At 65.1% G+C, this 25870-nt stretch carries 22 protein-coding genes; 15 read left to right on the top strand and 7 right to left on the bottom strand.

From position 1 onward, the window contains the following. Positions 1-79: 79 nt before the first annotated feature. From F3I16_RS06420 to F3I16_RS06405, 4 genes are all read left to right on the top strand, one after another. Positions 80-841 carry a phytanoyl-CoA dioxygenase family protein gene (locus tag F3I16_RS06420; RefSeq protein ID WP_160492861.1) on the top strand — a complete coding sequence of 254 codons (762 nt, stop codon included), beginning with the start codon at positions 80-82 and terminating at the stop codon, positions 839-841. A 517-nt stretch (positions 842-1358) separates the two neighbouring features. Next, complete coding sequence (locus F3I16_RS06415; RefSeq protein WP_160492860.1) at positions 1359-1838, top strand: LEA type 2 family protein; 480 nt, start codon at positions 1359-1361, stop codon at positions 1836-1838. A 112-nt stretch (positions 1839-1950) separates the two neighbouring features. Next, entirely contained in the window at positions 1951-2295 is a 345-nt protein-coding gene (locus F3I16_RS06410; RefSeq protein ID WP_160081866.1) for a zinc ribbon domain-containing protein YjdM, read from the top strand. 114 nt (positions 2296-2409) lie between these two features. Then, positions 2410-3132, top strand: coding sequence for an ABC transporter substrate-binding protein (locus F3I16_RS06405; RefSeq protein WP_160492859.1), 723 nt, complete (start codon positions 2410-2412; stop codon positions 3130-3132). 63 nt (positions 3133-3195) lie between these two features. Here F3I16_RS06405 and F3I16_RS06400 read toward each other — a convergent pair whose 3' ends face one another. Beyond that, entirely contained in the window at positions 3196-3987 is a 792-nt protein-coding gene (locus tag F3I16_RS06400) for a gamma-glutamyl-gamma-aminobutyrate hydrolase family protein (protein WP_160492858.1), read from the bottom strand. Between the two features lie 616 nt (positions 3988-4603). Between F3I16_RS06400 and F3I16_RS06395 the strand changes: the two genes are divergently transcribed. From F3I16_RS06395 to F3I16_RS06370, 6 genes are all read left to right on the top strand, one after another. Further along, positions 4604-4945, top strand: a complete 342-nt coding sequence (locus tag F3I16_RS06395) for a hypothetical protein (RefSeq protein ID WP_160492857.1) — start codon at positions 4604-4606, stop codon at positions 4943-4945. Between the two features lie 259 nt (positions 4946-5204). Next, a complete protein-coding gene (locus F3I16_RS06390) occupies positions 5205-5537 on the top strand; it encodes a hypothetical protein (RefSeq protein WP_160492856.1) in 333 nt (110 codons plus the stop codon). Positions 5538-6219: 682 nt separating this feature from the next. Then, positions 6220-7044: an NYN domain-containing protein gene (locus F3I16_RS06385; RefSeq protein ID WP_160492855.1), complete on the top strand. Its 825-nt coding sequence runs from the start codon at positions 6220-6222 to the stop codon at positions 7042-7044. Positions 7045-7108: 64 nt separating this feature from the next. Then, on the top strand, positions 7109-7843 hold the full coding sequence (locus F3I16_RS06380) for a DUF6882 domain-containing protein (RefSeq protein ID WP_160492854.1): 735 nt from the start codon (positions 7109-7111) through the stop codon (positions 7841-7843). A gap of 546 nt (positions 7844-8389) precedes the next feature. Then, positions 8390-9283, top strand: a complete 894-nt coding sequence (locus F3I16_RS06375) for a nuclease-related domain-containing protein (RefSeq protein ID WP_160492853.1) — start codon at positions 8390-8392, stop codon at positions 9281-9283. Positions 9284-9677: 394 nt separating this feature from the next. Beyond that, complete coding sequence (locus tag F3I16_RS06370) at positions 9678-11402, top strand: AIPR family protein (RefSeq protein ID WP_160492852.1); 1725 nt, start codon at positions 9678-9680, stop codon at positions 11400-11402. A 141-nt stretch (positions 11403-11543) separates the two neighbouring features. Here the strand turns inward: F3I16_RS06370 and F3I16_RS06365 are convergent, their stop codons facing one another. The 4 genes from F3I16_RS06365 to F3I16_RS06350 form a co-directional block, all read right to left on the bottom strand. Next, positions 11544-12326: a gamma-glutamyl-gamma-aminobutyrate hydrolase family protein gene (locus F3I16_RS06365; RefSeq protein ID WP_160492851.1), complete on the bottom strand. Its 783-nt coding sequence runs from the start codon at positions 12324-12326 to the stop codon at positions 11544-11546. A 355-nt stretch (positions 12327-12681) separates the two neighbouring features. Then, positions 12682-14178 (bottom strand): CoA-acylating methylmalonate-semialdehyde dehydrogenase, encoded by a 1497-nt coding sequence (locus tag F3I16_RS06360; RefSeq protein WP_160492850.1) that lies wholly within the window; start codon positions 14176-14178, stop codon positions 12682-12684. Between the two features lie 56 nt (positions 14179-14234). After that, on the bottom strand, positions 14235-14522 hold the full coding sequence (locus tag F3I16_RS06355) for a cupin domain-containing protein (protein WP_160492921.1): 288 nt from the start codon (positions 14520-14522) through the stop codon (positions 14235-14237). Next, positions 14519-15865 carry an aspartate aminotransferase family protein gene (locus F3I16_RS06350; protein ID WP_160492849.1) on the bottom strand — a complete coding sequence of 449 codons (1347 nt, stop codon included), beginning with the start codon at positions 15863-15865 and terminating at the stop codon, positions 14519-14521. Before F3I16_RS06350 ends, F3I16_RS06355 begins: the two co-directional genes overlap by 4 nt. Positions 15866-15974: 109 nt before the next feature. Here F3I16_RS06350 and F3I16_RS06345 point away from each other — a divergent pair, with 109 nt between their 5' ends. Together F3I16_RS06345 and F3I16_RS06340 are read left to right on the top strand one after the other, a co-directional pair. Next, on the top strand, positions 15975-16898 hold the full coding sequence (locus F3I16_RS06345) for a LysR family transcriptional regulator (RefSeq protein WP_160081883.1): 924 nt from the start codon (positions 15975-15977) through the stop codon (positions 16896-16898). 240 nt (positions 16899-17138) lie between these two features. Further along, a complete protein-coding gene (locus F3I16_RS06340; protein ID WP_160492848.1) occupies positions 17139-17798 on the top strand; it encodes a TetR/AcrR family transcriptional regulator in 660 nt (219 codons plus the stop codon). A gap of 74 nt (positions 17799-17872) precedes the next feature. Here F3I16_RS06340 and F3I16_RS06335 read toward each other — a convergent pair whose 3' ends face one another. Both F3I16_RS06335 and F3I16_RS06330 read right to left on the bottom strand, forming a co-directional pair. Then, entirely contained in the window at positions 17873-18400 is a 528-nt protein-coding gene (locus tag F3I16_RS06335) for a cytochrome b/b6 domain-containing protein (protein ID WP_160492847.1), read from the bottom strand. Between the two features lies 1 nt (position 18401). Then, positions 18402-18665: a PepSY domain-containing protein gene (locus F3I16_RS06330; RefSeq protein WP_160492846.1), complete on the bottom strand. Its 264-nt coding sequence runs from the start codon at positions 18663-18665 to the stop codon at positions 18402-18404. Between the two features lie 407 nt (positions 18666-19072). On the opposite strand from F3I16_RS06330, the gene gltS reads away from it, so the two are divergent. The 3 genes from gltS to F3I16_RS06315 all read left to right on the top strand — a co-directional run bounded on the left by gltS (position 19073) and on the right by F3I16_RS06315 (position 25808). Next, complete coding sequence (gltS, locus tag F3I16_RS06325; protein WP_160492845.1) at positions 19073-20266, top strand: sodium/glutamate symporter; 1194 nt, start codon at positions 19073-19075, stop codon at positions 20264-20266. A gap of 2 nt (positions 20267-20268) precedes the next feature. Further along, on the top strand, positions 20269-21753 hold the full coding sequence (locus F3I16_RS06320; RefSeq protein ID WP_160492844.1) for a TAXI family TRAP transporter solute-binding subunit: 1485 nt from the start codon (positions 20269-20271) through the stop codon (positions 21751-21753). A 161-nt stretch (positions 21754-21914) separates the two neighbouring features. Beyond that, a complete protein-coding gene (locus F3I16_RS06315) occupies positions 21915-25808 on the top strand; it encodes an EAL domain-containing protein (RefSeq protein ID WP_160492843.1) in 3894 nt (1297 codons plus the stop codon). Positions 25809-25870 lie beyond the last annotated feature (62 nt).

Here is a 25870-nt window from a genome sequence, read left to right as displayed (position 1 = left end):
AGTCGCCCGCGCCCGGCATTCCCAGGCCCGTGCCTTCGTGCCAGCATGGTGGCAGGCCACTGCCACGGGAGCCCCCAGCATGCCCAGCGCCCCAGCCACCACCGGCGCGCAGCTGCAAGCCCTGCACGACCTGGGCTTCGTGCTGCTGCCCGGCATCCTCGATGGCCGCCAGATCGCCGAACTGCACCAGGCCATCGACGCCTTGCGCCCGCAGCACTGGGACTACTCCGGCCTGCTCGACCACTACAAATGCGTGTTCAACCGCGACCCGCTGTGGCTGCCCTACCTCGACCTGCCCGGGGTGATCGAACTGGCCGAGGCGGCGCTGGGCAGCGACTGCCACATCATCGGCCAGACCGCCTGGCGCAGCCATCCGGGCTTCATCGGCAGCGAGCTGCACCTCGACTACCTGGTGATGGAGCTGCCGCCCGCCCTGCTCGCCGACCCGAGCTTCCAGCTGCCGATGCAGATCTGCACCGCCCAGCTCTACCTCGACGACATCGATGCCGAGCTCTGCCCCACCCGGGTCATCCCCGGCAGCCACCGCGCCGGCCGCCAGCCGGCCCCCGGGGAAAGCACCTGGCAGGGCCGCCCGCTCGAACCGGTGCTGTGCCGGGCCGGCGACGTGCTGTTTTTGCGCAGCGAGCTGTGGCACGCCGGCAGCCGCAACCTCAGCCCCACGCGCAGCCGCTACCTGCTGCAGGTCCACTACGGCCGGCGCATGGTCGCGCAGAAGTTCTCGCCCTACCTGGAGTGGCGCTTCAACCCCGCGGTGCTCGCCGCCTGCACGGCACGACAGCGGCGCCTGCTGGGCGAGCATGTCGAGGCCGAGTACGACTAACCTTTTGCTTCTCTCCCCATTGCGTGTTGCCAGGGCGATAGCCGTAGGTTGGCTTGAGTCGCAAGGCGACGAAGTCCAACGCTCCGGCCCCGGCTGTTGGGCTTCGCTACGCTCAACGCCAACCTACCCGCGCATGCACGCCGCAAAACACGGGGCAATCCACACCCGCCCCATACCACACAGGGGTGGGACAGTGCCTATATTTTGGCTATGTCCCAATAGCGTGTTGCACAGGCCATCGCGCTTGAGTGGGAGCGGATTTATCCGCGATAAACAGGCCGCTCGGCGTAGGCCCTGATCGCGAATGAATTCGCTCCCACGAACAGCCAGAGCAGCCACCGCGAGCGCTTGAGCCAAACAACAGCGCGGCGTAGCAACGCGTAACAGATACATAGCTTATATTTTCCCTGTGCAGGCGCGTCGCCCGGTCGAACTCTGTAGCGCCCAACCGGCGCCTTGGCCCAACAGTGGCCTTGGCGCCGCAGCCCCTGGAGGAAGCATGCCCGGAACCAAGCGGATGGCCACACCCCGCGTGCCGCAGGCCCTGCTCTGCGTCCTGCTCGGCCTGCTGCTGGGCGGCTGCGCCGCACTGCTGCCGCGCGACCCGTTGCACGTCGATCTGGTCGGCCTGGAACCACTGCCCGGCCAGGGCATGGAAATGCGCCTGGCCGTGGTCCTGCGGGTACAGAACCCCAACGACCAGCCGCTCGACTTCGACGGCGCGGCCCTCGAACTGGACATCAACGACCAGCCACTGGCCAGCGGCGTGAGCGACCAGCGCGGCCAGGTGCCGCGCTACGGCGAGGCGCTGGTGCGCATACCGGTGAGCATTTCCGCCTTCTCCGCCATGCGCCAGGCCTGGGCCGCGGCCGGTCACCGGCAGGGCCAGGGGCTGCCCTACAGCTTGCGCGGCAAGCTGGCCGGCGGCCTGTTCGGCGGCACCCGCTTCAGCGACAGCGGCACCCTGAACTGGCCCCAACCGCTGCCCGCGCCCTGAGCCCAGCCCGCGGACCACGCGGCTTCCAGGGCCGAGCGCGGCACAAACCTGAAAAAGCCGGCAAATCCTCATACAATATGCGGCTTTTAGTCCCCCGAACCGAGGATCCGCCGTGAGCACTTTGCCGCCCTGCCCCAAATGCAACTCCGAATACACCTACGAAGACGGCACCCAGCTGGTCTGCCCGGAATGCGCCCATGAGTGGTCCGCCGATGGCGCGGCGCAAAGCGCGGACGAAGGCGCCAAGGTGATCAAGGATGCGGTCGGCAACGTGCTGCAGGACGGCGACACCGTCAGCGTGATCAAGGACCTCAAGGTCAAGGGTTCGTCCCTGGTGGTCAAGGTCGGCACCAAGGTCAAGGGCATCCGCCTGTGCGACGGCGACCACGACATCGACTGCAAGATCGACGGCATCGGCGCGATGAAGCTGAAGTCGGAATTCGTCAAGAAAGTCTGACCCGTCACAGCCTGGCGACCCGCCCGGGTCGCCACTGCGCAAGTCTCCGCCAGTTTGTCTAGCATCAGCCCTACAGGCCCGCCACGGGGCCGCGCCTGGTGCCCGGAGATGGTCATGCGCAACGCACTCCTCTGCCTGTTTCTCGCCCTCAGCCCGCTCGCCAGCGGCGAACCCTGGCACGTGGTCGGCGACGAACAGTTCGCCCCCTACAGCTTCGTGGCGGTCGACAGCGACACGCCGCAAGGCCTGGATGTCGAGCTGGTCAACGCCGTGCTGGACGAAGCCAAGGTGGCCCACACCCTGCGCCTGTATCCCTGGGAACGGGTCAAGCGCATGCTCGACCGGCACGAGGCGCAGATGGCCTTCCAGTTCGCCGGCACCCCCGAGCGCATGGCCCAGTACGAACTGGCCGGGCCGATCCGCACCGGCTCCACCGTGTTCATGACCAGCCACAAGACCGCGATCCGGGACTGGCAGCGGCTGGACGACCTGGCCCCCTACGTGATCGGCCAGGTCCGCGGCTATGCCTACGAGTCGACATTCGATCAGGCCGACTTGGCCCGCGACACCAGCGCGCAGAACCCGCGGCAGCTGGTTTCCATGCTGCTGGCCGGGCGCATCGACATCATCGTCGGCGACCGCACCCAGCTGCTGTACTTCGTGCGCGAGCAGCGCGCCCAGGACAACGTGCGCATCCTGCCGCACCCCCTGGTGGAAATGCCGCGCTACGTGGCGTTCGCCAAGGGCGATCAGGCCAGGGCCAGGTTATTCGGCGATGCCCTGCGCCGCCTGCAGGACAGCGGCAGGCTGCAGGCCATCTATAAACGCTGGGAATGAAAGGCCGACGTGCCGACGCGCCCCGGCGTGCATCCGGGGCCACGTGGCAGGTCGTGAGGGCTTTTAGCGGGAGCCTTGCGCGGCCCGCTGACGGCAGGCTTCGCCGAAGGCCTGGAAGATCTTCACCGACTCCGGGTTGCTCGCCGCGCGCCATTCCGGGTGCCACTGCACCGCCAAGGTGAACTGCGGCAGTTGCGGCGCGTGGATCGCCTCGATCAGGCCGTCCTCGGCATGGGCCAGCGCCTCCAGGCCTGCGCCCAGGGTCTTGATCGCCTGCCCGTGCAGGGAATTGACGCGGATTTCCTCGCGGCCCATCAGCTTGGCCAGCCAGCTGCCCGGTACCAGGCGCACGCCGTGGCTTTCGGCGTACTGCACCTCAACCGGATCGTCGGTGTCTTCGCGGTGATCGCCGTAGCCCGGCTCCTCGTAGACCTTCTGGTGCATGTCGCCGCCCAGGGCCACGTTGATTTCCTGCATGCCGCGGCAGATGCCGAAGATCGGCAGGCCGCGGGCGATAGCCGCGTGGATCAGCGGCAGGTCGAACAGGTCGCGGTCGCGGTCTTGGGCCTTGCCGGGGGTCAGGTTGTCCTGGCCGTACAGGCTCGGGTCGATGTTGCTGCCGGCACCGGTGAGGTACACGCCATCGACCATGTCCAGGTACTGCTCGAGGTCATCGCTGCCGCAGCAGGTCGGCGCCAGCAGCGGCACGCAACCGGACAGCTCGACCAGCGGCACGATGTATTTGTGGGTCATCACCTGGTAGTCATGACCTTTGCGTTCCTGGCTGCCCATGGACATCAGGACGACGGGTTTGCGGGGAGTTTTCGCGGGGCTTGCAGTGTTGTTGTTAGACATACGTCACCTTGGGACGGGCCGGGGCCCGTCATTGCTGTGCAGGTGCGCGGCATCGGCCGGGCGCTACCTGTTTTTGCAGGTTCGGTAACTGTCACGCACAGGGCGAGCGGCTTGGGCAACACCCCTTCCACGGGCCTGTCGTAGAGCCCTGGAACGCCCCGCCGGAGAAAGCCGGCGAGCGCTGGTCGTCTGCCCGAGCCGGCCTGTTGGCAGTCGGAACCTGCTAGCCAGTCTGCCAAAGCCGTAAAATATGTCAAACATGGCACACGGATTTAAGACCGGTTTGCTTTGCAAAAACGGCCTGCAACCTGCTAACGGCAAGGACTCGCACGCGACAAAGAATATTTTTCCGCAGCCCATAGTCCAATATATTTTACGAAGCTTTCTCACCACCAATCCGTACAAGCCCGCCCTGGCGCTGCAGCGGCAGCACGTTCATAAACAGCAGGCTCTGCGCACAGCTCAGCCCAGGCGCCGCGAGCAAAGCCGGCGGCAACTGAACGGGCACCGCGCGCGGCGCTTTTACACAGGCTTTACATTGCCGCTGGAAACTATCCCAGGCCCCGCAGTCGAACCCTGTAACCGGGAACGCCCGGTCTCCAGAGGAGTTTCGAACATGCGTGCGCGTCTTCCCCTTATCACCGGCCTGATTGTCAGCCTGGCCCTGCTCGGCCAGGCTCCGGCACACGCGGCAGACAGCGGCGACGTAGCCGCCGGCGTGGTGCTAGGGGCAGTGGTCGGCGGCGTCATCGCCAGCCACACCCGGCCGGTGCGGGTCTACGAGCCGGAGCCGGTGTACTACTCGCCGCCGCCGGTGGCCTACTACCCGCCGCAGCCGGTGTATTACGAGCCGCGCCCGGTCTACTACACGTCCGGCCCGGTGTACTACGTGCCGCGCCACCACCGGCATGGGCACGGCCATCGCCACCATCACCGCCACCACGACCGTCGCTGGTAAACCCAAGCCCCGCACCTGCGGGGCTTTTTCTTGCGCGGGCCAGCGCTTAGGTCATGGGTAGGTTGGCGTTGAGCGCAGCGAAGCCCAACGCATCTGGCGCACAGGCGCGGGGCTGCCCCCGGCTTTTGCGCGGGGTACGCGACCGAGGCCGCCTCTACGGGGCGGGGTTGGCACGGCGGATGGGCGGTGGCGAATCTTCGCCCGGGGCGGTGGTCGATATGTTTAACCGGCGCCACCCGGTCGCAGAGGAGGTTCGGTCATGCTTGCGCGTATTCACCTCGTCGCTGTCCTGATCGCCAGCCTGACGCTGCTGGGCCAGCAACCGGCCCAGGCGTCGGATCGCGATGCCGTGATTGCCGGGGCGGTCGTTGGCGGGCTGGTCGGCGGTGCCATCGGTGCCGGCTACCCGGTGGGCGTGTATGCCCCGCCGCCGCACGTGGTGTACTACCCGCCGCAGCAGGTGTACTACCCCATGCATTACTCGCCCTATCGGGTGGTGATCAGCCCGTACTACCGCTATCCGTATCACCGCCACCACCATCGGCACCATCGCCACGGCGGCTACCGCGACTATCGCGGGCACCGTTGGTAGACGCAAGCCGCGAAATATCCCCACTGCCGCCCGCCGCTGCATCAGCCGCGCCGGGAAAGCACTCCAGGGTGTAGACCGGCCCGGCCAGCGACGCTGGCGTGCCCGGCAAGCAGGCGCCGGGTCCGTACCCGAGGCCGCTCCTCAGCTCCGGCGCGAAGATGCCAGCGCCGACGCCCCGGCTGTCGCCCGGCACGCTCGGGGCGACAGGGCCGAACCCTGTGCCCGGTGGCGCAACGAGGCTGAACGGCCCCAGCACTGGCAGACTCGGCCCTCCGCCAGCGGGGCCGCTGCCCGGCTGCGGCGTTCCGCCCGCGCTGCTCCCGTTGGCGGTCACCTGGAAATCCAGCGATAGCTCGTAGGCAAAGGGTCCGGCCGGCCGCGCCACGTCGGGCAGCGCCCGCCAGGCAAGCATCTGCGGGTCCGCCGGCGATTGCTCCTGCCGCTGAAAAATCACCAGATTCTTACTGCGTCCGGCCTCCTGGCCATTCAACAAATCCACCTTGAAAGTCGGCATGTCCCTCTCCTGCTGCGCCGCCGCGCACTCCTGATGGCGCCAGAACCCTTCCGGCGCCTGGCTGGCAAGTCTAGACCGGGCCTGCCGGGCGGCGCTGCAGATTGTCGGGATGGCCAGAACGGGGCGAATCGCAGTAAGGTCGACGCACACCCGCCGCAAGGACGAAGCATGGCCCTCAAGCCCACCACCAGCCGCCAGCAGAAGCACCTCGCGGTGCTGATCGACGCCGACAACGCCTCCGCCGCCATAGTCGAAGGCCTGTTCGAGGAAATCGCCAAGTTCGGCATCGCCAGCGTCAAGCGCATCTACGGCGACTGGACCGGCCCGCAACTGGGCGGCTGGAAGAAGGTGCTGCTGGAATACTCGATCCAGCCCATGCAGCAGTTCGCCTACACCACCGGCAAGAACGCCACCGACAGCACGCTGATCATCGACGCCATGGACCTGCTCTACACCCGGCGCTTCGACGGCTTCTGCCTGGTTTCCAGCGACAGCGACTTCACCCGCCTGGCCGCGCGCCTGCGCGAGGAAGGCCTGGAAGTGATCGGCTTCGGCGAACAGAAGACGCCCAAACCGTTCGTCTCCGCCTGCGACAAGTTCATCTACACCGAACTGCTGCGCGACGACGCCGAACCCGCCGAGGTCGAAGCCCCCACCAGCGCCCCCGCCGCCCCGCAGGCGCCGGCCACCAGCGCAGGCAGCAAAGCCGCCGCCACGCCCGCCTCGGCCAAGGTCAAGGCGCAGAAGGTGCCGGTTGAGTTCATCGCCAAGGTCATCGACGACAACTCCGACGAGGACGGCTGGTGCGCCCTGGGCATCCTCGGCACCAATATCAGCAAGCTGCGTTCGGACTTCGACTCGCGCCTGTACGGCCACAGGAAACTCAGCGACCTGATCAAGGCCAACAACGCCCGCTTCGAGCTGCAGGAGCGCGGCGCCACCGCCACCGGCGGCAAGTCGCTGTACGCCCGCAACCGCAAGCCCGGCAAGTAACCAACCAGCCCCGAGGCGCTGGCCCGCTCCGCCCTGGCGGCAGCGCATGATTCAAGGAGAGGCCATGAGCGATGACCAGCAGCAGGTGGAATGTGGCGAGCATGGCGCCACGCCCCCGACCTTTATCTGCCAGCACCTGCAGCACGGCGAGGGCCTGGGCTTCAACCAGGGTTACGACCCGGAGCAGCCCGACGCCGCCTACCCGGATGCCTGGTGCGACCAGTGCGATGCCGTGCTGGAGCAGGAAGGCGAATGGAATGCCCGCGCCGAGGCGTTCGCCGGCATCCGTCTGGTGTGTGCGGGGTGTTATTGCCAGATCCGCGCGCGCAACTGGCGGCAGGACGAGGAGGCCCTCGACGGGCTGATCGCCGACAGCTTCGATTATCTGCAGGCGCAGCAGGACAGCTTCATGACGACCTTCCGGGTCGGCGAGCACGAGCGCTGGGACTGGTACCAGGAGAGCGGCCAGCTGGTTTTCTCCGATGGCGGCAAGCCGGTGGTGGCGTGCGCGGTGGATTTTGTCGGCACCTTCTCCAGCCATTCCGACACCTGGATGTGGGCCTGGGCGAACGAGTCGTTCCTGGCGCCGGTCAAGGCCCGGTCTCAGGAGGTGCGCGAGTTGGGCGAGGCGTTGAACTATCTGAAGCTGGCGTGTGCCATCTGGCCGGCGGACCCGGTCGATGGTTGGGAGATGACGGCGGTGATGGCCAGGCAGCTGGGCGCCATCGGTGCCTACCGGGCGCCGAGTGAGCAGGGCTTTCTGTACATGGTGGTGCGGGAGGCGCACTGGGTGAACTAAGGGGCTTCCGGGCCGGTTGCGGCAGCGTCGGGAGTGCTGACGGGCTAGTCAGCTATGGCCTTGGGCCAGGATTTCGCAGTAAGGTCGGGTATCGACTTGCAGGGATGCGCTTATGGCCAGTGACGCCGCGCTGTATTACCAACCTGTGCCATCACGTTTCATGGGTTGGGCGCTGGGAGTTGGCGCCCTCTCGGTGTTTCGCCCGGTACGCTTTCCTCGGCTTTCGGCTACAGGTTTCGCCTTGCACGGCGAGTCACTTTCTCTTTGCGCGCGCAAAGAGAAAGTAACCAAAGAGAAAGCGCGCCCGACATCCGGGTTTCGCTACGCGAAACTCCCCTCCCTCCGGTGCCGCTCCGGGGGCCGGCTTACAAGGGCCATCCCTGGCCCTTTAAGCCTCTCGCCGAATCCATGCGGCTCGTCCCCCTACGCAACACCTACGCTCGGCCTCCTGACGGGGAGTCTGCACGCATGACGCGAACCAGGATTACCCGGACAACGAGTCGTCGACTGGCCCGCTGTACACACCCCATGTTTAAGGACATCTGAATGCCAAGCTGGCTGATCGCACTCCTTCCTGCCATCTGCATGCTGGTGCCATGTGCAGGAATTTTCATTTACCTGAAACGCCTCGAACGGGAGGACAGAAAAAGCCCTCTGGTTGACGACCTTCTGCGACTGCCAGGAGAAACGTTGAATGAGCGCTTCCGCGACAGCATCTTCGATCTGTGTGGCGTCTTTGCAGCATCAATGTTCGTACCGGCAATTGGACTGCTAGTGCTGCTCAACAGCTGGGTCGATCCAGCACGCATCAAGTTCAGTGCCACAGCAGTTATTGCCGTACTAACGATTCTCGGTGGAGTAGGCTGGTCGCTTTGGAAAATTCTGAAGATCCTGCGAACCATCAGCACAACAAAACGTGGGCTGGAAGGCGAGTTGGCGACCGCACAACTACTCACACCATTGCTATCCGAAGGCTGGCAGCTATTCAATGACCTGCCGATGAAGCGCGGCAACATCGATCATGTTCTGGTCGGCCCCACCGGCGTGTACGCCATCGAAACCAAGTACCGTTCCAAGCGCCTGTCGATCAAAGGCAAGGAAGGCGCGCAGGCTGAGTACGACGGCAATGCCATTCGCTTCGCTGGCGGCACCACCGAGCAACTACCGGTGCAACAAGCCCAGGCGGTGGCAGGCGAGTTGAGCAAGTGGTTGCACGGCAAAGTAGGTGAACAGGTCAGCGTCGTACCAGTAGTGGCACTGCCAGGCTGGTTCGTGAAAAGCACACAGCGCCCCACCAATGGTCAGGCCCATGTGATCAACCCGAAAGCTCATGGCCTGTTCCAGAAACGCCCCCACCAGATGGAAACAACACTGCAAGTCCGAGTATCGGCCGCACTACGAGAACTCGCAGTGCGGCCCGCACCTGGTGCCAGCCAATGACTCAAATAGAACTATTGGAGGTCGGGCCGGGACAGGGTCCCGTCAGGAGGCTGAGTGGAATCGTTGCGCAAGGGGTTGAGCGGCATGGATGCCGCGAGAGCCGCGATGGGCCAGGGATGGCCCTTCGCGGCGGGCCCCTGGAGCAATGATGGAACGAAGGGAGTCTCGCGCAGCGAGACCCGGATGTCGGGTGTGCTTTCTCTTTGGTTACTTTCTCTTTGCACAAGCAAAGAGAAAGTGACTCTCCGGGAAGGCGAAAAACACGGCCTGGGAATAACGAGAAGTTACCCTCCCTCAAAAGACTTGGAAACTGCCGGGCAAACGACCAACAGAGAAGCAAAAAGCGTACAACTTAGAAAACAGAATATACATCTTGCTACAGGGATAGCTAATTATGCACAGGATTATAAGCTCACACCTCAAGACATTTACCAAGAGCCTTGGGCTAGAGTGCCTCCCTCAAGACGAGCAATTTGAAAACTTCAGTAACTTCTCAATTTTATACTCCCGATGCCCCTCAGGATTTGAATTAGAAGACGTAACCACCGGTGCGGGTGATGACGGTATTGATGGGCTCGCAATCATAATTGATGAAGAGCTCGTAATATCCGACGAGGATGCCAAGTCAGCATTTTCGAAAGACAAGAAAAACCATGACGTAGAAGCAGTATTCATTCAATCAAAAACCACTGACTCATTTGACCTTGGAGATTTCCTGAAATTCAAAGAGGCAGTAATACGCTTCATTACAGAGGAGCACTACACCGCGCCAGACTCAATACAACAAAATGCCCGCGCAATATTTGATGAATGCATACGTAATGTTCCAAAAATTCGAAATGGAAAACCAAACCTTACCGCACGATTCGTAACAACAGGAAACTATCTCTCACCAAAAGAATTCAAACTAGCCATAGAGAAATTTCACCAGCAACTAACAGAGATTGGCTACTTCCACCATATTGACATCAAATGCATAGACAGGAATGAATTAACCAATCTGTGGATTTCAACATACTCCGGAATATCAGCACAATTAACACTATTTGGATCAGCCCCACTACCGACCATCTCTGGGGTTGAGGAAGCATATTTAGTTGTTGCTCAAGCCGAGCAAGTGGTAAAAAACCTATTAGTCGCTGAGGATGGAAGCCTGCGCTCTCAAGTTTTCGAAGAAAATGTTAGAGCTTATCTAGGCAACGACAATGCAGTTAACCAATCCATCGCTGAAACCCTAAACGACAAAAACACCTCATCTCGCTTCCCCGTATTGAACAACGGAATTACCATCGTTAGCCCCGACGTTCGACTACAAGGGAATATACTTCACTTAGACAACTTCCAAATAGTCAACGGATGCCAAACATCAAACATACTCTATGAGAACTTAGGAAAATATGACAGCGGAGTAATGGTTACACTTAAAATAATTGAAACCTCAAATGAAGATGTATTTTCTGAGCTAGTAAGAGCAACCAACAGCCAGTCAAAAGTAGACGAAACCCAGTTCCTAACTTTAAGACCAATTGTAAAGCGCGTCGAACAATACTTTAACTCTTTCGAAGGGCTAGATGGGCGACTTTACTTTGAAAGAAGAGAGAAACAGTTCTTCGGGAAAGAAGTCCCTGTCATTCGAACATTCAATATCAATACAGTAGCAAAATGCATGACTTCAATGTTCCTTGAGCGTCCTGACTTAGCTTATCGATACCCTAAGCGAATGTACGAAACGCTCTCAGACACAATCTTTCATGATGAAAATAAAGAAATACCCTTTTACGCATCATGCCTAACCCTGTACAGACTACACCTACACGTTGCAAGCGGCGCAATCCCTCAAAACATGAGGAAATTCAAATGGCACATACTGGTTCTTGTCAGAGCCTTGATTGCAGGCAAAGAAATGCCAAGCCTTAAATCCAAAAAAATAGATACTTACTGCCAGAAAATCATAGATAAACTAGCTAAGCCAGGCGAGCAATCAGTAACCCCATTCAAACAAGCAGTAGATATCTTGAATTCGATAGGACCAATATCTGATGACCGCCTAAAACGACAATCTGTATTGGATGACATGTTGGCAAAGGTCTCCCAAACTGCCTTAAAGCAAACAACATAAAGAGAAACTCACCAACTCTTTCCACGCACAATATTTCGTCTAAGAAAACTATCCGCCGGTTAGACCTTTATTCCTAGCGATAAAAGCAAGAAGGCCCGCCATTTGACGGGCCTTCTTATTCAATTAACAACTCAGTGCCACTCAGGCCCCCACCGCCTCCTTCCACTTAACCATCTTGCTGGCCTGATACTCCCTCGCCGCCTCATGAAACGCCCCAATCAGCGCGTTGTAATCGGCCTTCTCCCAATAGCGATACTCCGGATGCCACTGCACCCCCACGGCAAACGCCTTGGCGCCAATCACGCTGACCGCCTCGATCTGCCCGTCCTCACACACCGCCTCGACCTGTAACCCCTCGCCGAGCCGATCAATCCCCTGGCCATGCAGCGAATTGACGGTGATCTCCCGCTCGCCGAGCAGCCCATGCAGCACGCCGCCCTCGGTCAGCGCGACCTTGTGCATCGGCCCATAGGCCACATCGTCCGGCACATCCTTCACTTCGCGGTGGTCGAGGCGGCCTTCCACCTCGTGGACCTCGCGGTGCAGGGTGCCGCCGTACAGCACGTTCAGCTCCTGCACGCCGCGGCAGATGCCGAGAAACGGAATGCCCCGCTCGATACAGGCACGCATCAGGCGCAACACCGTGGCATCGCGCGGCTGGTCGGCCAGGCCCAGGCCGGGATGGTCGTCGCCATAGAAACTCGGGTGCACGTTGGACAGCGAGCCGCCGAACATAATGCCGGAGACGCTGTCGAGCACCGTTTCCATGTCCAGCTCGTCGGCGAAGGCCGGAATCATCAGGGGGAAGGCGTCGAAACCGGTGACGGCGTGGATGTACTTCTCGCCCACCAGGTGGAACCAGCCGATGTCACGGCTGGTCAGCTGCCAGCGGCAGAGCGGGAGGCCAATCAGGGGTTTGTTCATTGCAAGGGTGTCCTCTTCTTGTGATGGAAGTGGGCTGCCCTTGGGAGAGCGGGCTTGCGGGTCACGTGGCCGTGAGTCCGCTCACCCAAGGGGTGCCGTAACCGGCCAGGCCGGGCACTGCACCAATGCCGCGCCCGCGCGGCAGGGTTTTACAACTGACGATGTAGCGGTATTGCACTGCCTGCTCTGGTGGGAGGGGCCTTGGCCGCGATGCCTTTGCGGGGCTGTAATCGCGGATGAATCCGCTCCCACAACAGCACAGCGACAATCGCGGCTGAAGCCGCCCCTACGGGAGCACCCGGTCGGGCTGGCGGCGCCAAAAGGGCCGGTCTTGCGACCAGCCCTCGGGTGTTGCTCAGCCGTTGCTCGGGAAGGCGAACTGCGCGGCCTCGTGGCTGGCGCGCTGCGGCCAGCGCTGGGTGATGGTCTTGCGCTTGGTGTAGAAGCGCACACCGTCCGGGCCGTAGGCGTGCAGGTCGCCGAACAGCGAGCGCTTCCAGCCGCCGAAGCTGTGGTAGGCCACCGGCACCGGCAGCGGCACGTTGACGCCGACCATGCCGACTTCGATCTCGTCGCAGAACAGCCGCGCCGCTTCACCGTCGCGGGTGAAGATGCAGGTGCCGTTGCCGTATTCGTGGTCGTTGATCAGCTGCATGGCTTCTTCCAGGCTGCCGACGCGGACGATGCACAGCACCGGGCCGAAGATCTCTTCCTGGTAGATGCTCATCTCGGCGGTGACGTGGTCGAACAGGCTGCCGCCGAGGAAGAAGCCGGCCTCGCAGCCCGGTACCACCAGGCCGCGGCCATCGACCACCAGGGTAGCGCCCTGGGCGACGCCGGCGTCGACGTAGCCCTTGACCTTGTCGCGCGCCGCGCCGGTGACCAGCGGGCCCATGTCGAGGCCGCAGGAGGTGCCGGCGCCGACCTTCAGTTCGCGGATTTTCGGGGTCAGCTTGGCCACCAGGGTATCGGCCACCTGGTCGCCCACGGCCACCACCACGGAGATGGCCATGCAGCGCTCGCCGCAGGAACCGTAGGCGGCGCCCATCAGGGCGTTGACGGTGTTGTCGATGTCGGCGTCGGGCAGGACCACGGCGTGGTTCTTCGCGCCGCCCAGGGCCTGTACGCGCTTACCGCGGCGGTTGGCCTCGGTGTAGATGTATTCGGCGATCGGCGTGGAGCCGACGAAGCTGATGGCCTTGACTTCCGGCGCCTCGATCAGCGCGTCCACCGCTTCCTTGTCGCCGTTGATGACGCTGAGCACGCCCTTGGGCAGGCCGGCTTCGCACAGCAGCTGGGCGATGAACAGGGTGGAGCTGGGGTCACGCTCGGACGGCTTGAGGATGAAGCAGTTGCCGCAAACGATGGCCAGCGGGTACATCCACAGCGGCACCATGGCCGGGAAGTTGAACGGGGTGATGCCGGCGACCACGCCCAGCGGCTGGTGGTCGGACCAGCTGTCGATGTTCGGCCCGGCGTTGCGGTTGTATTCGCCTTTGAGCAGCTCGGGGGCGCCGCAGGCGTATTCGACGTTCTCGATGCCGCGCTGCAGTTCGCCGACGGCGTCTTCCAGGGTCTTGCCGTGCTCCTCGCTGATCATCGCGGCGATCTTGTCCTTGTTGGCTTCCAGCAGCTGCTTGAAGCGGAACATGACCTGGGCGCGCTTGGCCGGCGGGGTGTTGCGCCAGGCCGGGAAGGCGGCCTTGGCGGCGTCGATGGCGAGCTGGATGGTGGCACGGTCGGCCAGTTCGACCTGGCGCACGGGCTCGCCGATGGACGGGTTGAAGACCTGGGCGGTACGGCCGCTGCGCAGGGTGATTTCGCCGTTGATCAGGTGGGCGATGGTGCTCATGGGGTTTCCTCGTTGGTGTTCTGGGTGGCGGCCGCGCTAGGCGCAGCCGCCAGGAATCATTTGATTTCGGTTTCGACGAAGACCACTTCGTGGTCGCTGGCGTTGATCACGTTGTGCTCGATCCCGGCCTTGCGGAAGTACGCCTGGCCGGCCACCAGGGGCGAATGCCTGTCGCCCTCGGGGGTTTCCAGCAGCAGGGTGCCGGCGGTCATCGGCACCACCACGTAGTCATAGCCGTGGCAGTGGCGACCGGTTTCGGCTCCGGGGGCGAAGCGCCACTCGGTGACGATCACCCGCTCGTTGTCCACCTGCACGCTGGGCACCGCCTTGGGCCGGCCCATCAGTCGACCTGGGCGAGCACGTCGCCGACGGCATTGAACAGGCTGTCGAGCTGCTCGGGCTGGGTGTTGAAGGTCGGCCCGAACTGCAGGGTGTCGCCGCCGAAGCGCACATAGAAACCGGCGTTCCACAGCTTGATGCCGGCCTCGAACGGGCGGATCACCGCGTCGCCGTCACGCGGGGCGAGCTGGATCGCGCCGGCCAGGCCGCAGTTGCGGATGTCGACGACGTGCTGGCTGCCCTTGAGGCCGTGCAGCTTCTCTTCGAACACCGGCGCCAGGGCGGCCGATTGCTCGATCAGGTTGTCGCGCTTGAGCAGCTCCAGGGTCGCCAGGCCGGCGGCGCAGGCTACCGGGTGGCCGGAGTAGGTGTAGCCGTGGCCGAACTCGACCATGTGCTCCGGAATCGCCTGCTGCATGAAGGTGTTGTAGATCTCGCTGGAGGCGATTACCGCGCCCAGCGGGATGGCGCCGTTGGTGACCTGCTTGGCGGTGTTCATGATGTCCGGGGTGACGCCGAAGTACTCGGCGCCGGTCCACTTGCCCATGCGCCCGTAGGCGGTGATCACTTCGTCGAAGATCAGCAGGATGTTGTGCTGGGTGCAGATTTCGCGCAGGCGCTGCAGGTAGCCGGTAGGCGGCACGATGACGCCGGCGGAACCGGACATCGGCTCGACGATGACGGCGGCGATGTTGGAGGCGTCGTGCAGTTCGATCAGTTTCAGCAGCTCGTTGGCCAGCTCCACGCCGCCGGTCGCGGCCATGCCCTTGGTGAAGGCCAGGTGCGACTGCAGGGTGTGTGGCAGGTGGTCGGCGTCCATCATCTGGCCGAACATCTTGCGGTTGCCGCCGATGCCGCCGAGGCTGGTGCCGGCGATATTGACGCCGTGGTAGCCACGGGCACGGCCGATGAATTTGGTCTTGCTCGGCTGGCCCTTCAGGCGCCAGTAGGCCTTGGCCATCTTCACCGCGGTGTCGGCGCACTCGGAGCCGGAGTCGGTGTAGAACACGTGGTCGAGGCCGGCCGGGGTCAGCTCGGTGATTTTCTCGGCCAGCTGGTAGGACAGCGGGTGGCCGTACTGGAAGCCCGGGGCGTAGTCGAGGGTGCCGAGCTGCTTGGCCACGGCCTCCTGGATTTCCTTGCGGTTGTGCCCGGCGCCACAGGTCCACAGGCCGGACAGGCTGTCGAACACGCGGCGGCCCTTGTCGTCGATGAAGTAGTTGCCGTCGGCGCCGACGATCAGGCGCGGGTCGCGCTTGAAGTTGCGGTTGGCGGAAAACGGCATCCAGTGGGCGTCCAGCTTGAGCTGGCTGGCCAGGGACGGGGTGGTGGTCTGCGGCATGTTCATCGTGGCTCTCCCGGAGCGGGACCTGTTTGTTGTTGCGGTGCAAGGTGCCACGAGCATAAAGTCACTAAAACCCAACTCTTCTTATCCTTAGTTAAGTCAGAGCTAAACAATGAGCGTGCGCCGTCCCGATCCGCTGGCCCAGGTCAGCGATTTTGAAATCCGCCTGCTGCGCCTGTTCCGCAGCGTGGTCGAGTGCGGCGGCTTCTCCGCTGCGGAAAGTGTGCTGGGCATCGGCCGTTCGGCGATCAGCCAGCAGATGAGCGATCTGGAGCAGCGCCTGGGCCTGCGCCTGTGCCAGCGCGGCCGCGCCGGCTTCGCCCTGACCGAGGAAGGCCGCGAGGTGTACCAGTCGGCCTTGCAGCTGTTCGGTGCGCTGGAGAGCTTTCGCAACGGGGTCAACGGCCTGCACCGCGAGCTGCGCGGCGAGCTGCATATCGGCCTGACGGATAATCTCGTCACCGTGCCGCATATGCGCATCACCCACGCCCTGGCGCGGCTCAAGGAGCGCGGCCCGGACGTGCGCATCCAGATCCGCATGACCCCGCCTTCGGAGGTGGAACAGGGCGTGCTGGACGGCAGCCTGCACGTCGGCGTGGTACCGCAGAGCGTGGCGCTGTCCGGCCTGGAGTACCAGCCGCTGTATGGCGAGCGCTCGCAGCTGTACTGCGCGGTGGGCCACCCGCTGTTCTATGTGGACGACGCGCAGCTGTCCGACAGCCGCCTGAACGCCCAGGAGGCGATCGCCCCGACCTTCCGCCTGCCGGCGGACATCCAGGCGCGCTACCAGGTGCTCAACTGCACGGCCAGCGCCTCGGACCGCGAAGGCATGGCCTTCCTCATCCTCACCGGGCGCTATATCGGCTACCTGCCCGACCATTACGCCCAGCAGTGGCTGCAGCAGGGCCGCCTGCGCGTGCTCAAGCCGGCGTCGCGCTTCTACGAGCTGACCCTGGCCTCGGTGACGCGCAAGGGCCGCCGCCCGCAACTGGTGCTGGAGAGTTTTCTCGAGGCCCTGGCGGAAAGCGGCAACTAGGCAGTGGCGGGCAGCCGGTGGAGCGAGCTGGAACGCCAGTGCCAGCTGGCTTGCGGCGCCTGACCGGCGGGTTCTGAAGCTGTCCCGGAAGACGGTTTTCTGGCGCAAACAGGCTAATTTGCCCGGCAATCAGCCCTCTTCGTCTCAATAGCACACGTTTTTGACGCATAAGGGTTGTTTCGCGCCCCGCGCTGGGGTATCTGTTCGCCATCAACCCGTTGATTTGTAGGGAATCCCTCGATGCCCGCTGTGACCTCAGCCGTTACCAGCTCCGCCAAGCCTGCCGGCCGTATCCGTCAGAAGAACGAAAACGCCATCATCGCCGCCGCCGAAGAGCAGTTCGCCCGTCACGGCTACAAGGGCACCAGCATGAACACCATCGCCCTGGCGGTGGGTCTGCCCAAGGCCAACCTGCACTACTACTTCAACAACAAGCTCGGCCTGTACGTGGCGGTGCTGAGCAATATCCTCGACCTGTGGGACGCCACTTTCAGCAGCCTGACCGTGGACGACGACCCGGCCGAAGCACTGAGCCGCTACATTCGCGCCAAGATCGAGTTCTCGCGCACTCAGCCGCTAGCCTCGCGCATCTTCGCCATGGAAGTGATCAGCGGCGGCGAATGCCTGACCGGCCACTTCAACCAGGATTACCGCGACTGGTTCGCCGGCCGCGCGGCGGTGTTCCAAGCCTGGATCGACGCCGGCAAGATGGACCCGATCGACCCGATCCACCTGATCTTCCTGCTGTGGGGCAGCACCCAGCACTACGCCGACTTCGCCAGCCAGATCTGCCGCCTGACCGGCAAGAGCAGCCTGAAGAAGAGCGACTTCGAGGAAGCCGCCAGCAACCTGGAACGCATCATCCTCAAGGGCTGCGGGCTGACGCCCAAGGCGCTCTGAGGCTTACCCCGGCGCTGGCGCCGCCAGGGAAAACGCGGCGCCGGGCAGAGGACACGGGCAATCCGGCCCCGCGCTCAACGCTGGCGCCGCTTGCCGGTGATCATCGACAGCGGCAGGTTCTCGCCCAGGCGCAGGCTCTCGACCACGGCCGCCAGCAGGTGCGCGCCGACCAGGGCCATCAGGCCGTTGGCGAAGCCTTCGTGGAGTTCCTCCAGCCAGTCCTCGCCCCAGAAGTAGTCGACCTCCTCCATCAGGTAGCCGCTCAGGCCGAGGCCGAGCATCGCCGCCATCATCAGGACCATCACCAGGCCGCCCAGCGGCGAATGGCCGAGGCGGTGGTGCGGCTGCCCGCCGAGCAGGGCACGCAGGTGCGCGGCCAGGCGCGCACGGGTCGGCCAGAAGTCCGCCCAGCGCGCCGCCGGCGAGCCGATGAAGCCCCACACCACGCGAATGGCCAGCCAGGCCACGGCGTAATAGCCGAACCAGCGGTGCCAGGCCTCGCCCTCTTCGGTAAAACCGTAGTTGGCGATGAAGGCAGCGGCCATGGACCAGTGGAACAGGCGTACCACGGGGTCCCACAGGCGCAGGGTGGGCTGGCTCATGTCAGTCGATCTCGCTCTTCACCGCCTTGCCGGTGACCGGGTCGAAGTAGATTTCGACCTTCTGCTTGTCCTTGTTCCAGCCGTAGATCTCGTAGCAGTTGCCGCTGGTGACCTTGAACTTCTTGATCTCGTAGCCTTCGGCCTGGAGGTTTTCCTGGAACTTGGCCTGATCCTGCCACTGCGCCTTGTCGGCGGTGGTGCATTGCGGGCCGGCAAAGGCCAGGGGGCTGGCGATGGCCAGGGAGAGCAGGAGCACGTTACGCATGGGAGTTGCCTCGGGTGGGTTGGAATCTGCGCACAATCTGCCCGCCCAGGCTTAAAGCAGTCTTAAGACGCTGGCGGCGGCGACCACCGGCAAGCCGCCCGGCTCGGCCGTGACGCGGGGCCATCCGGGCGCGGCCGGCTATGTAGCAGTTCCGTATTGCACAGGCCATCGCGCTTGAGTGGGAGCGGATTTATCCGCGATAAACAGGCAGCTCGGCGTAGGCCCTGATCAGCCAGAGCAGCCACCGCGAGCGCTTGAGCCAAACAACGGCGCGGCGTAGCAACGCGTAACAGGTACATGGCTTTTTTGCCGGAGCCGCTGGCGCGGGCGGGCCCTGCCTCGCTACTCTCTGCGGCAGACCGGCGCTGGCCGGGAAAGGATTGGTCTGGCCTGGAGCGCGCGCACCGATGACCCTGCAACCCGTGGAAACCCTGCTGGCCGCCGTGCTGGTCCTGCTGCTGGGGCGAACGGTCAATCGCCTGATCCCCTTTCTGTCGCGCTACAACATTCCCGACCCGATCACCGGCGGCCTGCTGGTCGCCCTCGGCATGCTGCTGCTCGGCAGCACGGCGAACCTCAGCCTGGAGTTCGACGTCGCCCTCAAGCCGGTGCTGCTGCTGGCCTTCTTCGCCGCCGTGGGGCTGTCGGCCAACCTCAGCCTGCTGCGCCAGGGCGGCAAGCGCCTGCTGTGGTTCGTGCTGATCCTGGCGCCGTTCCTGCTCCTGCAGAACCTCACCGGCATCCTCATCGCCTGGGGCCTGGACCTGCACCCGCTGATGGGCCTGGTCGGCGGCAGCATCACCCTGGTCGGCGGCCATGGCACGGGCGCGGCCTACGCCGAGCGCTTCGCCGAGGTGAACAACATCCAGTCGATCATGGAGCTGGCGATGACCGGCGCCACCCTCGGCCTGGTGCTCGGCGGCATCTGCGGCGGGCCGCTGGCGCAGTGGCTGATCAAGCGCCACCAGCTGGCCGGCGCCGATGGCCATGCCGGCGTCGCGCTGATCGCGCCCGGCAGCGACAGCTCGCCGATCAGCGCCGGCAACCTGGTGCCGGTCCTGGCCGCGGTGCTGCTGGCCGTCCTGGCGGGGAGCTGGCTGGCGGATCTGGTCAGCGCCGCGCCGGTCACCCTGCCCAGTTTCCTCTGGTGCCTGCTGCTCGGCGTGCTGATCCGCAACGGCGGCCAGCTGATCGGCCTGCGCCTGAACGATGCGGCCATCGAGCTGATTTCCAGCCTGACCCTGGCGCTGTTCCTGGCCATGACCATGATGGCCCTGAACCTGGCCAGCGTGGCCAGCCTGGCCGGGCCGCTGCTGCTGATCCTGCTCGGCCAGCTGGTCGTGGTGGTGGTCTACGGCGGCCTGCTGGTCTACCGCGCGGTCGGCCGCGACTACGAGAGTGCGGTGATGTCAGCGGCCTTCTGCGGTTTCGCCATGGGCGCCACGGCGACCGCCATCGCCAACATGCAGGCCATCGTGCAGCGCTACGGCCCGGCGCCCCAGGCGTTCCTGGTGGTGCCGCTGGTCGGTGCCTTCCTCATCGACCTGCTCAATGCCCTGGTCCTCACCGGGTTCCTGGCGCTGCCGGGAATGGGGGGTTGAACATGCGCCGGATACTCGCGATTGCCCTGCTGGCCCTGCTCGCCGCCTGCTCGCGCGGCCCCGACCAGGCCAGCCTGGAGGCCGACCTGCGGCAGCGCCTGGAGCAGGCCTTCGCCGCCGACAGCCTGAGCCTGGCCACGCTGCAGCGGCGCGGCTCGGCCAGCGACGTGAACGCCCCGGATGGCGAGAAGCGCGTGCTGATCTACTTCGATGCCGAGCTGCGGGTGGAGCGCGACCTGGACTTCGGCTCCTGGGACTCCCCCGGCGTGGCCAGCCTGATCAGCGCGCTGGGCGCCGGCCCGCGCGGCTTGACCGGCATCGAAAGCGGCGGCAACCGGCGCGGCGACCTGCTGCGCGCCCACGGCAGCCTGATCTACCGGGAGCAGGACGGCGCCTGGCTGGCCGTGGTGCCGCAAGGCTTCACCGCGCCCCGCGCGCCACAGCCGAGCAACGCCAGCAGCCCCCGCGAATCGCTGGTACTGGCCATCGGCACCGCGCTGAACCTCTCCCCCGGCGGTACCGGCAGCACCGAGCGGCAGATCATCAGCGACGAACTGGAACGCTCGCTGAACAATATCCAGGGACGCCTGAGCCGCCTGCAGCATGGCTACCCGCTGGCCGGCGGCCCGCAGTCCGGGCAGTACGCCAGTTTCGCCCGGGCCATGAGCGCCGGGCTGCTCGAACAGGGCATGAAGGTGCAGCCGCTGACCACCGAGGGCGGCCTGGACAACCTGCGCCTGCTGCGCAGCGGCGAGGTGCTGCTGGCCCTGTCGCAGAGCGACGCGGCGCACTTTGCGGTGAGCGGCGCCGGGCCGTTCGAGGATGCCGGCCCGGACCGCAACCTGCGCGCCCTGGCCAGCCTCTATCCGGAGCCGGTGCACGTGCTGGTGCGCGCCGACAGCGCGCTGCGCAGCATCGCCGACCTGCGCGGCAAGCGGATCAGCATCGGCCTGCCCGGTTCCGCCTCGCAGCACACCGCCCTGGCCATTCTCGCCGCCCACGGCCTGCAACCCGGCGACTTCGCCGAACTGCGCCGGCTCGACCTGCAGCAGGCCCTCGGCGCCCTGCGCGAAGGGCAGCTGGATGGGCTGATCCAGGTCATCGGCAGCCCGGCCGACAATATCCGCGCCGCCAGCGAAGCCTTCGCCCTGCGCCTGCTGCCGCTGGACGCCGGCGCCATCAGCCGCCTGCAGCAGGAGCGCCCCGGCAGCTTCGCCTACCAGCTGCCCCGGGGCAGCTACCCGGGGCAGACGGAGCCGCTGGCGACCCTGGCGGTGAGCAGCCTGCTGCTGGCCAACCAGCAGCTGACCGGGCGCGAAGTCGAGCTGCTGGTGGGCCAGCTGTTCAGCCTCAAGGAGCAATGGCTGCAGCATGGCAGCATCCAGGGCACCCAGCTGTCCGCGGACAACGCCCTGCGCGGCCTCGGCGTGCCCTTGCACGAGGGGGCCGAGAAGGCCCTGCAGAAGCTCAAGCCGACCCGGCCGTGACAGCGGCCGGGGCCCCTCTGCGCGCGGGCGCCCCGGCAATCGGCACGACCCAGATGACAAAGTGCCAGCAGGCCGGGCAGGAGCGGCTAGACTGAAGTTCAGCTTCGCCGTCCCTGGCTGTGGCACGGAGCCTCAAACACTGTCAGCACTGGGGGTTCAGGATGCAACCCACGGTTTCGCGGCCTTGGCGCCTGGCCGGTAGCTACGTTCTATTCAGCGCCCTATGGATCCTGTTCAGCGACTGGTTGCTGCTGTCCCTGAATCTCGAGCAGGCCACCCTGAGTACCGCACAGACCTACAAGGGACTGGCCTTCGTCGTGGCCAGCAGCCTGCTGATCCTGCTGCTGGCCAGGCGCGACCAGCACATCCAGCGCCGCCTGGAAAACAGCCTGCGGCGCAATGCCGAGCAGCTGCAGCAGACCCAGCGCGATGCCGGCCTGGGCAACTGGAGCTTCGCCGGCCGTTTCCACTGGTCCGCCGAGGCCCTGCGCCTGCTCGAACGCGACGCCGCGCCCGCCGACAGCAGCCTGGAGGAGTTCCTCGGCTGGCTCCACCCCGCCGACCGCAACGCCGTGCAGCGTGCCCTGCTCGGCCTGTTCGAGGGCGGCGCGCCGCTGCAGGTCAACGCCCGCCTGAATCACCCGAACAACCGGCCAGCGGTGTGGCTGTTGCTGCGCGGCAAGCGCGATGCGGCCGGCAAGAGCCAGGGCAGCGTGCAGAACATCAGCTCGCAGAAGCGCGACGAGCAGGCCCTGCGCGAAAGCGAACAGCGCTTTCGCCAGCTGTTCGAGCAGACTCCGCGCATCGCCGTGCAGGGCTACGACCGCCAGCGCCGGGTGATCTTCTGGAACCAGGCCAGCACCCAGCTGTATGGCTACGAGGTGGCCGACGCCATGGGCCGCTGCCTGGAAGAGCTGATCGTGCCGCCGCCGATGCGCGCCCAGGTGGTCAACGACATCAACGCCTGGATGATCGGCGGGCCGGCCATTGCGGCCAGCGAACTGACCCTGCAGCACCGCGACGGCAGCCCGGTGCACGTGTACTCCAGCCATCTGCTGCTGCGCAACGCGCGCAACCAGCTGGAGCTGTACTGCGTCGATATCGACCTGGGGCTGCAGAAGAAGGCCCACGACCAGCTGGAAGCCAGCGAGGCACGCTACCGCGAACTGGTGGAGCAGCTGCACGAGGCGATCTTCCTCACCGACAGCCGCGGCCGCCTGACCTTCCTCAACCCGTCCTGGCAGAGCATCACCGGACACAGCATTGGCGAGAGCCTGGGCCGCCCGCTGCTCGACTTCATCGCCGCCGAACAGCGCGAAGCGCTCGGCCAGCGGATAGCCGCCATCCTCGCGCGCCAGGACAGCGGCTGGCTGGGGGAAACCCGCCTGCTCGAAGCCGACGGCCGCACGCGCTGGATCTCCCTGCGCCTGGCCGCCGGCGAGCAGCACGGCCTGGGCCTGCACGGCAGCCTCAGCGACATCCAGGAGCGGCGCCAGACCCAGGCCCTGCAGGAGGCGCGCAATGCCGTGCTGGACCGCATGCTGGCGCAGCGGCCGCTGCGCGAAACCCTCAACGACATGGTGTTGCGGCTGGAGTCGATCAACCCGGAAATGCAGGTCTCGATCATGCAGCTGGACAAGGGCCGCCTGCGCGTCCTGGCCGCGCCCAGCCTGCCGGGCAGCTACGCCAGCGCCCTCGACAACCTGCCCGCGCAAAGCGGCCTGGGCAGTTGCAGCCACGCCGCCGCCAGCGGCGAGCTGAGCATAGTCGAGGACATCGCCAACCACCCGAACTGGGCCAGCTTCCGCGACCAGGCAGCCCTGGCCGGCGTGCGCGCGTGCTGGTCGCTGCCGTTCAAGAACGATATCGGCGAGGTGCTCGGCGTGTTCGGCATCTACTACCGACGCGTGGCCCGCCCGGCCCTCGAGGATATCGCCCTGGTCACCGAGTTCACCCGCCTCGCCGGCCTGGCCGTGCGCCAGCACCAGCGCGATGCCGAGCGCCTGCAGAGCGAGCTGCGCTTTCGCGCCACCTTCGAGCAGGCCGCAGTCGGCATCGCCCACCTGGCGCCCGACGGCCACTGGCTGCGAGTCAACCAGCGCCTGTGCCAGATGCTCGGCTACAGCCGCGACGACCTGCTCGAGCTGACCTTCCAGGACATCACCCACCCGGACGACCTGGGCAGCGACCTGCAGCAGGTCGAGCGCCTACTCACCGGCGACATCGCCCGCTACAGCCTGGAGAAACGCTACATGCGCCGCGACGGCAGCCTGCTGTGGGCCAATCTGAGCGCCACCCTGGTACGCCATACCAATGGCGCGCCGCACTACTTTATCTCGGTGGTCGAGGACATCGGCCTGCGCAAGCAGCAGGAGCTGGCCCTGCAACAGGCGGCGACGGTCTTCGAAAGCACCCAGGAGGCGGTGGTCATAGTCGATGCCAACCGGCGCATCCTCACCAGCAACCCGGCCTTCACCGGCATCACCGGGCTCAGCCCACAGCAGGCCATCGGCCGCCGCCTGCCGCTGCTGCCCGGCAACAGCGTCGAGCGCACGCGCTACCGCACCCTGTGGCGCAAGGTGCAGGACAGCGGCCACTGGCAGGGCGAGCTGAGCAGCCGCCGCGAGGACGGCTCGCCCTTCCCCTTCTGGCTGACCGTCAGCCGGGTGCGCGGCAGCGACCCGCAACAGCCGCAGTACGTGCTGACCTTCACCGACCTCAGCCAGTACCGCGACAGCCAGGAGCGCCTGGCCCACCTGGTGCACTTCGACACCCTTACCGACCTGCCCAACCGCCTGTTCGCCAACGAGCGCCTCAACCATGCCCTCGAACACGCCCAGCGGCACGACGAACGGGTGGCCGTGCTGTTCTTCGACCTCGACCATTTCAAGACCATCAACGAAGGCCTCGGCCACAAGATCGGCGATGAGCTGCTGATCGCCGTGGCGCGCCGCCTGCAGCAGCGCCTGCGCAACGAAGACACCCTGGCGCGCCTGAGCAGCGACGAGTTCCTCGTCGTTCTGGAAAACCTGCAGCGCCCGGAGGAGGCCGCCAGCATCGCCCGCACCCTGCTCGCCCTGCTCGAACGGCCGCTGCAGATGAGCAACGGCCGCGAGGTCTACCTGGGCGCCAGCATCGGCATCAGCCTGTACCCGGACGACGGCCTGGCCAGCGACGAGCTGCTGCGCAATGCCGAAGCCGCCCTGCACCAGGCCAAGCAGGAAGGCCGCAACACCTACCGCTTCTACACCCAGGGCCTGACCCACCAGGCACACAGCCGCCTGGCCCTGGAAGCACAGCTGCGCCAGGCGCTCAAGCACAACGAATTCAGCCTGCACTACCAGCCGCTGCTGGATGCAGCCAGCGGCCGCACCATCGGCGTGGAGGCCCTGCTGCGCTGGAACAGCGAGCAGGGTCTGGTCTCGCCGGCGCGTTTCATCCCCCTGGCCGAGGACACCGGGCTGATCGTGCCGATCGGCACCTGGGTGCTGCGCGAGGCCTGCCGGCAGATGCAGTTCTGGCGCCAGCAGGGCCTGGACCTGCAAACCCTGGCGGTCAACCTGTCGCCGCGCCAGTTCCGCCAGGCCGACCTGCTCCAGCAGGTGCGCGAGGCCCTGCACGACAGTGGCCTGCCGCCCGCCTGCCTGGAACTGGAGATCACCGAGGGGGCGCTGATGGACAACGTCGAGCAGGCGCGGGAAACCCTGATCGCCCTCAAGTCCCTCGGCCTCAAGCTGGCGGTCGACGACTTCGGCACCGGCTACTCGTCGCTGGCCTACCTGCGGCGCTTCCCGCTGGACAAGCTGAAGGTCGACCAGAGCTTCATGCAGGGAGTGCCCGAGGATCAGGCCAACCTGGAGATAGTCGCCACCATCGTCGGCCTGGCGCGCAACCTCAAGCTGCGCGTGCTGGCCGAGGGCGTGGAGACCCCGGCGCAGCTGCAGGCCTTGCGCCAGCTGGGCTGCGAACAGTGCCAGGGCTACCTGTTCAGCCGCCCGCTGAGTGCCATTCAGCTGGTCAACTGGCTGCGCGGCGACCATCAGTCGGCCGGTTGACCCAGGTCATAAAACAGCCGCGGCAAGGGACTAGACTGCACTTTCTCTATTTTGTGGAGGCG

Source organism: Pseudomonas sp. L-22-4S-12 (genome assembly GCF_009799935.1).
Classification (GTDB): Bacteria; Pseudomonadota; Gammaproteobacteria; order Pseudomonadales; family Pseudomonadaceae; genus Aquipseudomonas.
This window is presented reverse-complemented; position numbering and strand designations above follow the sequence as displayed.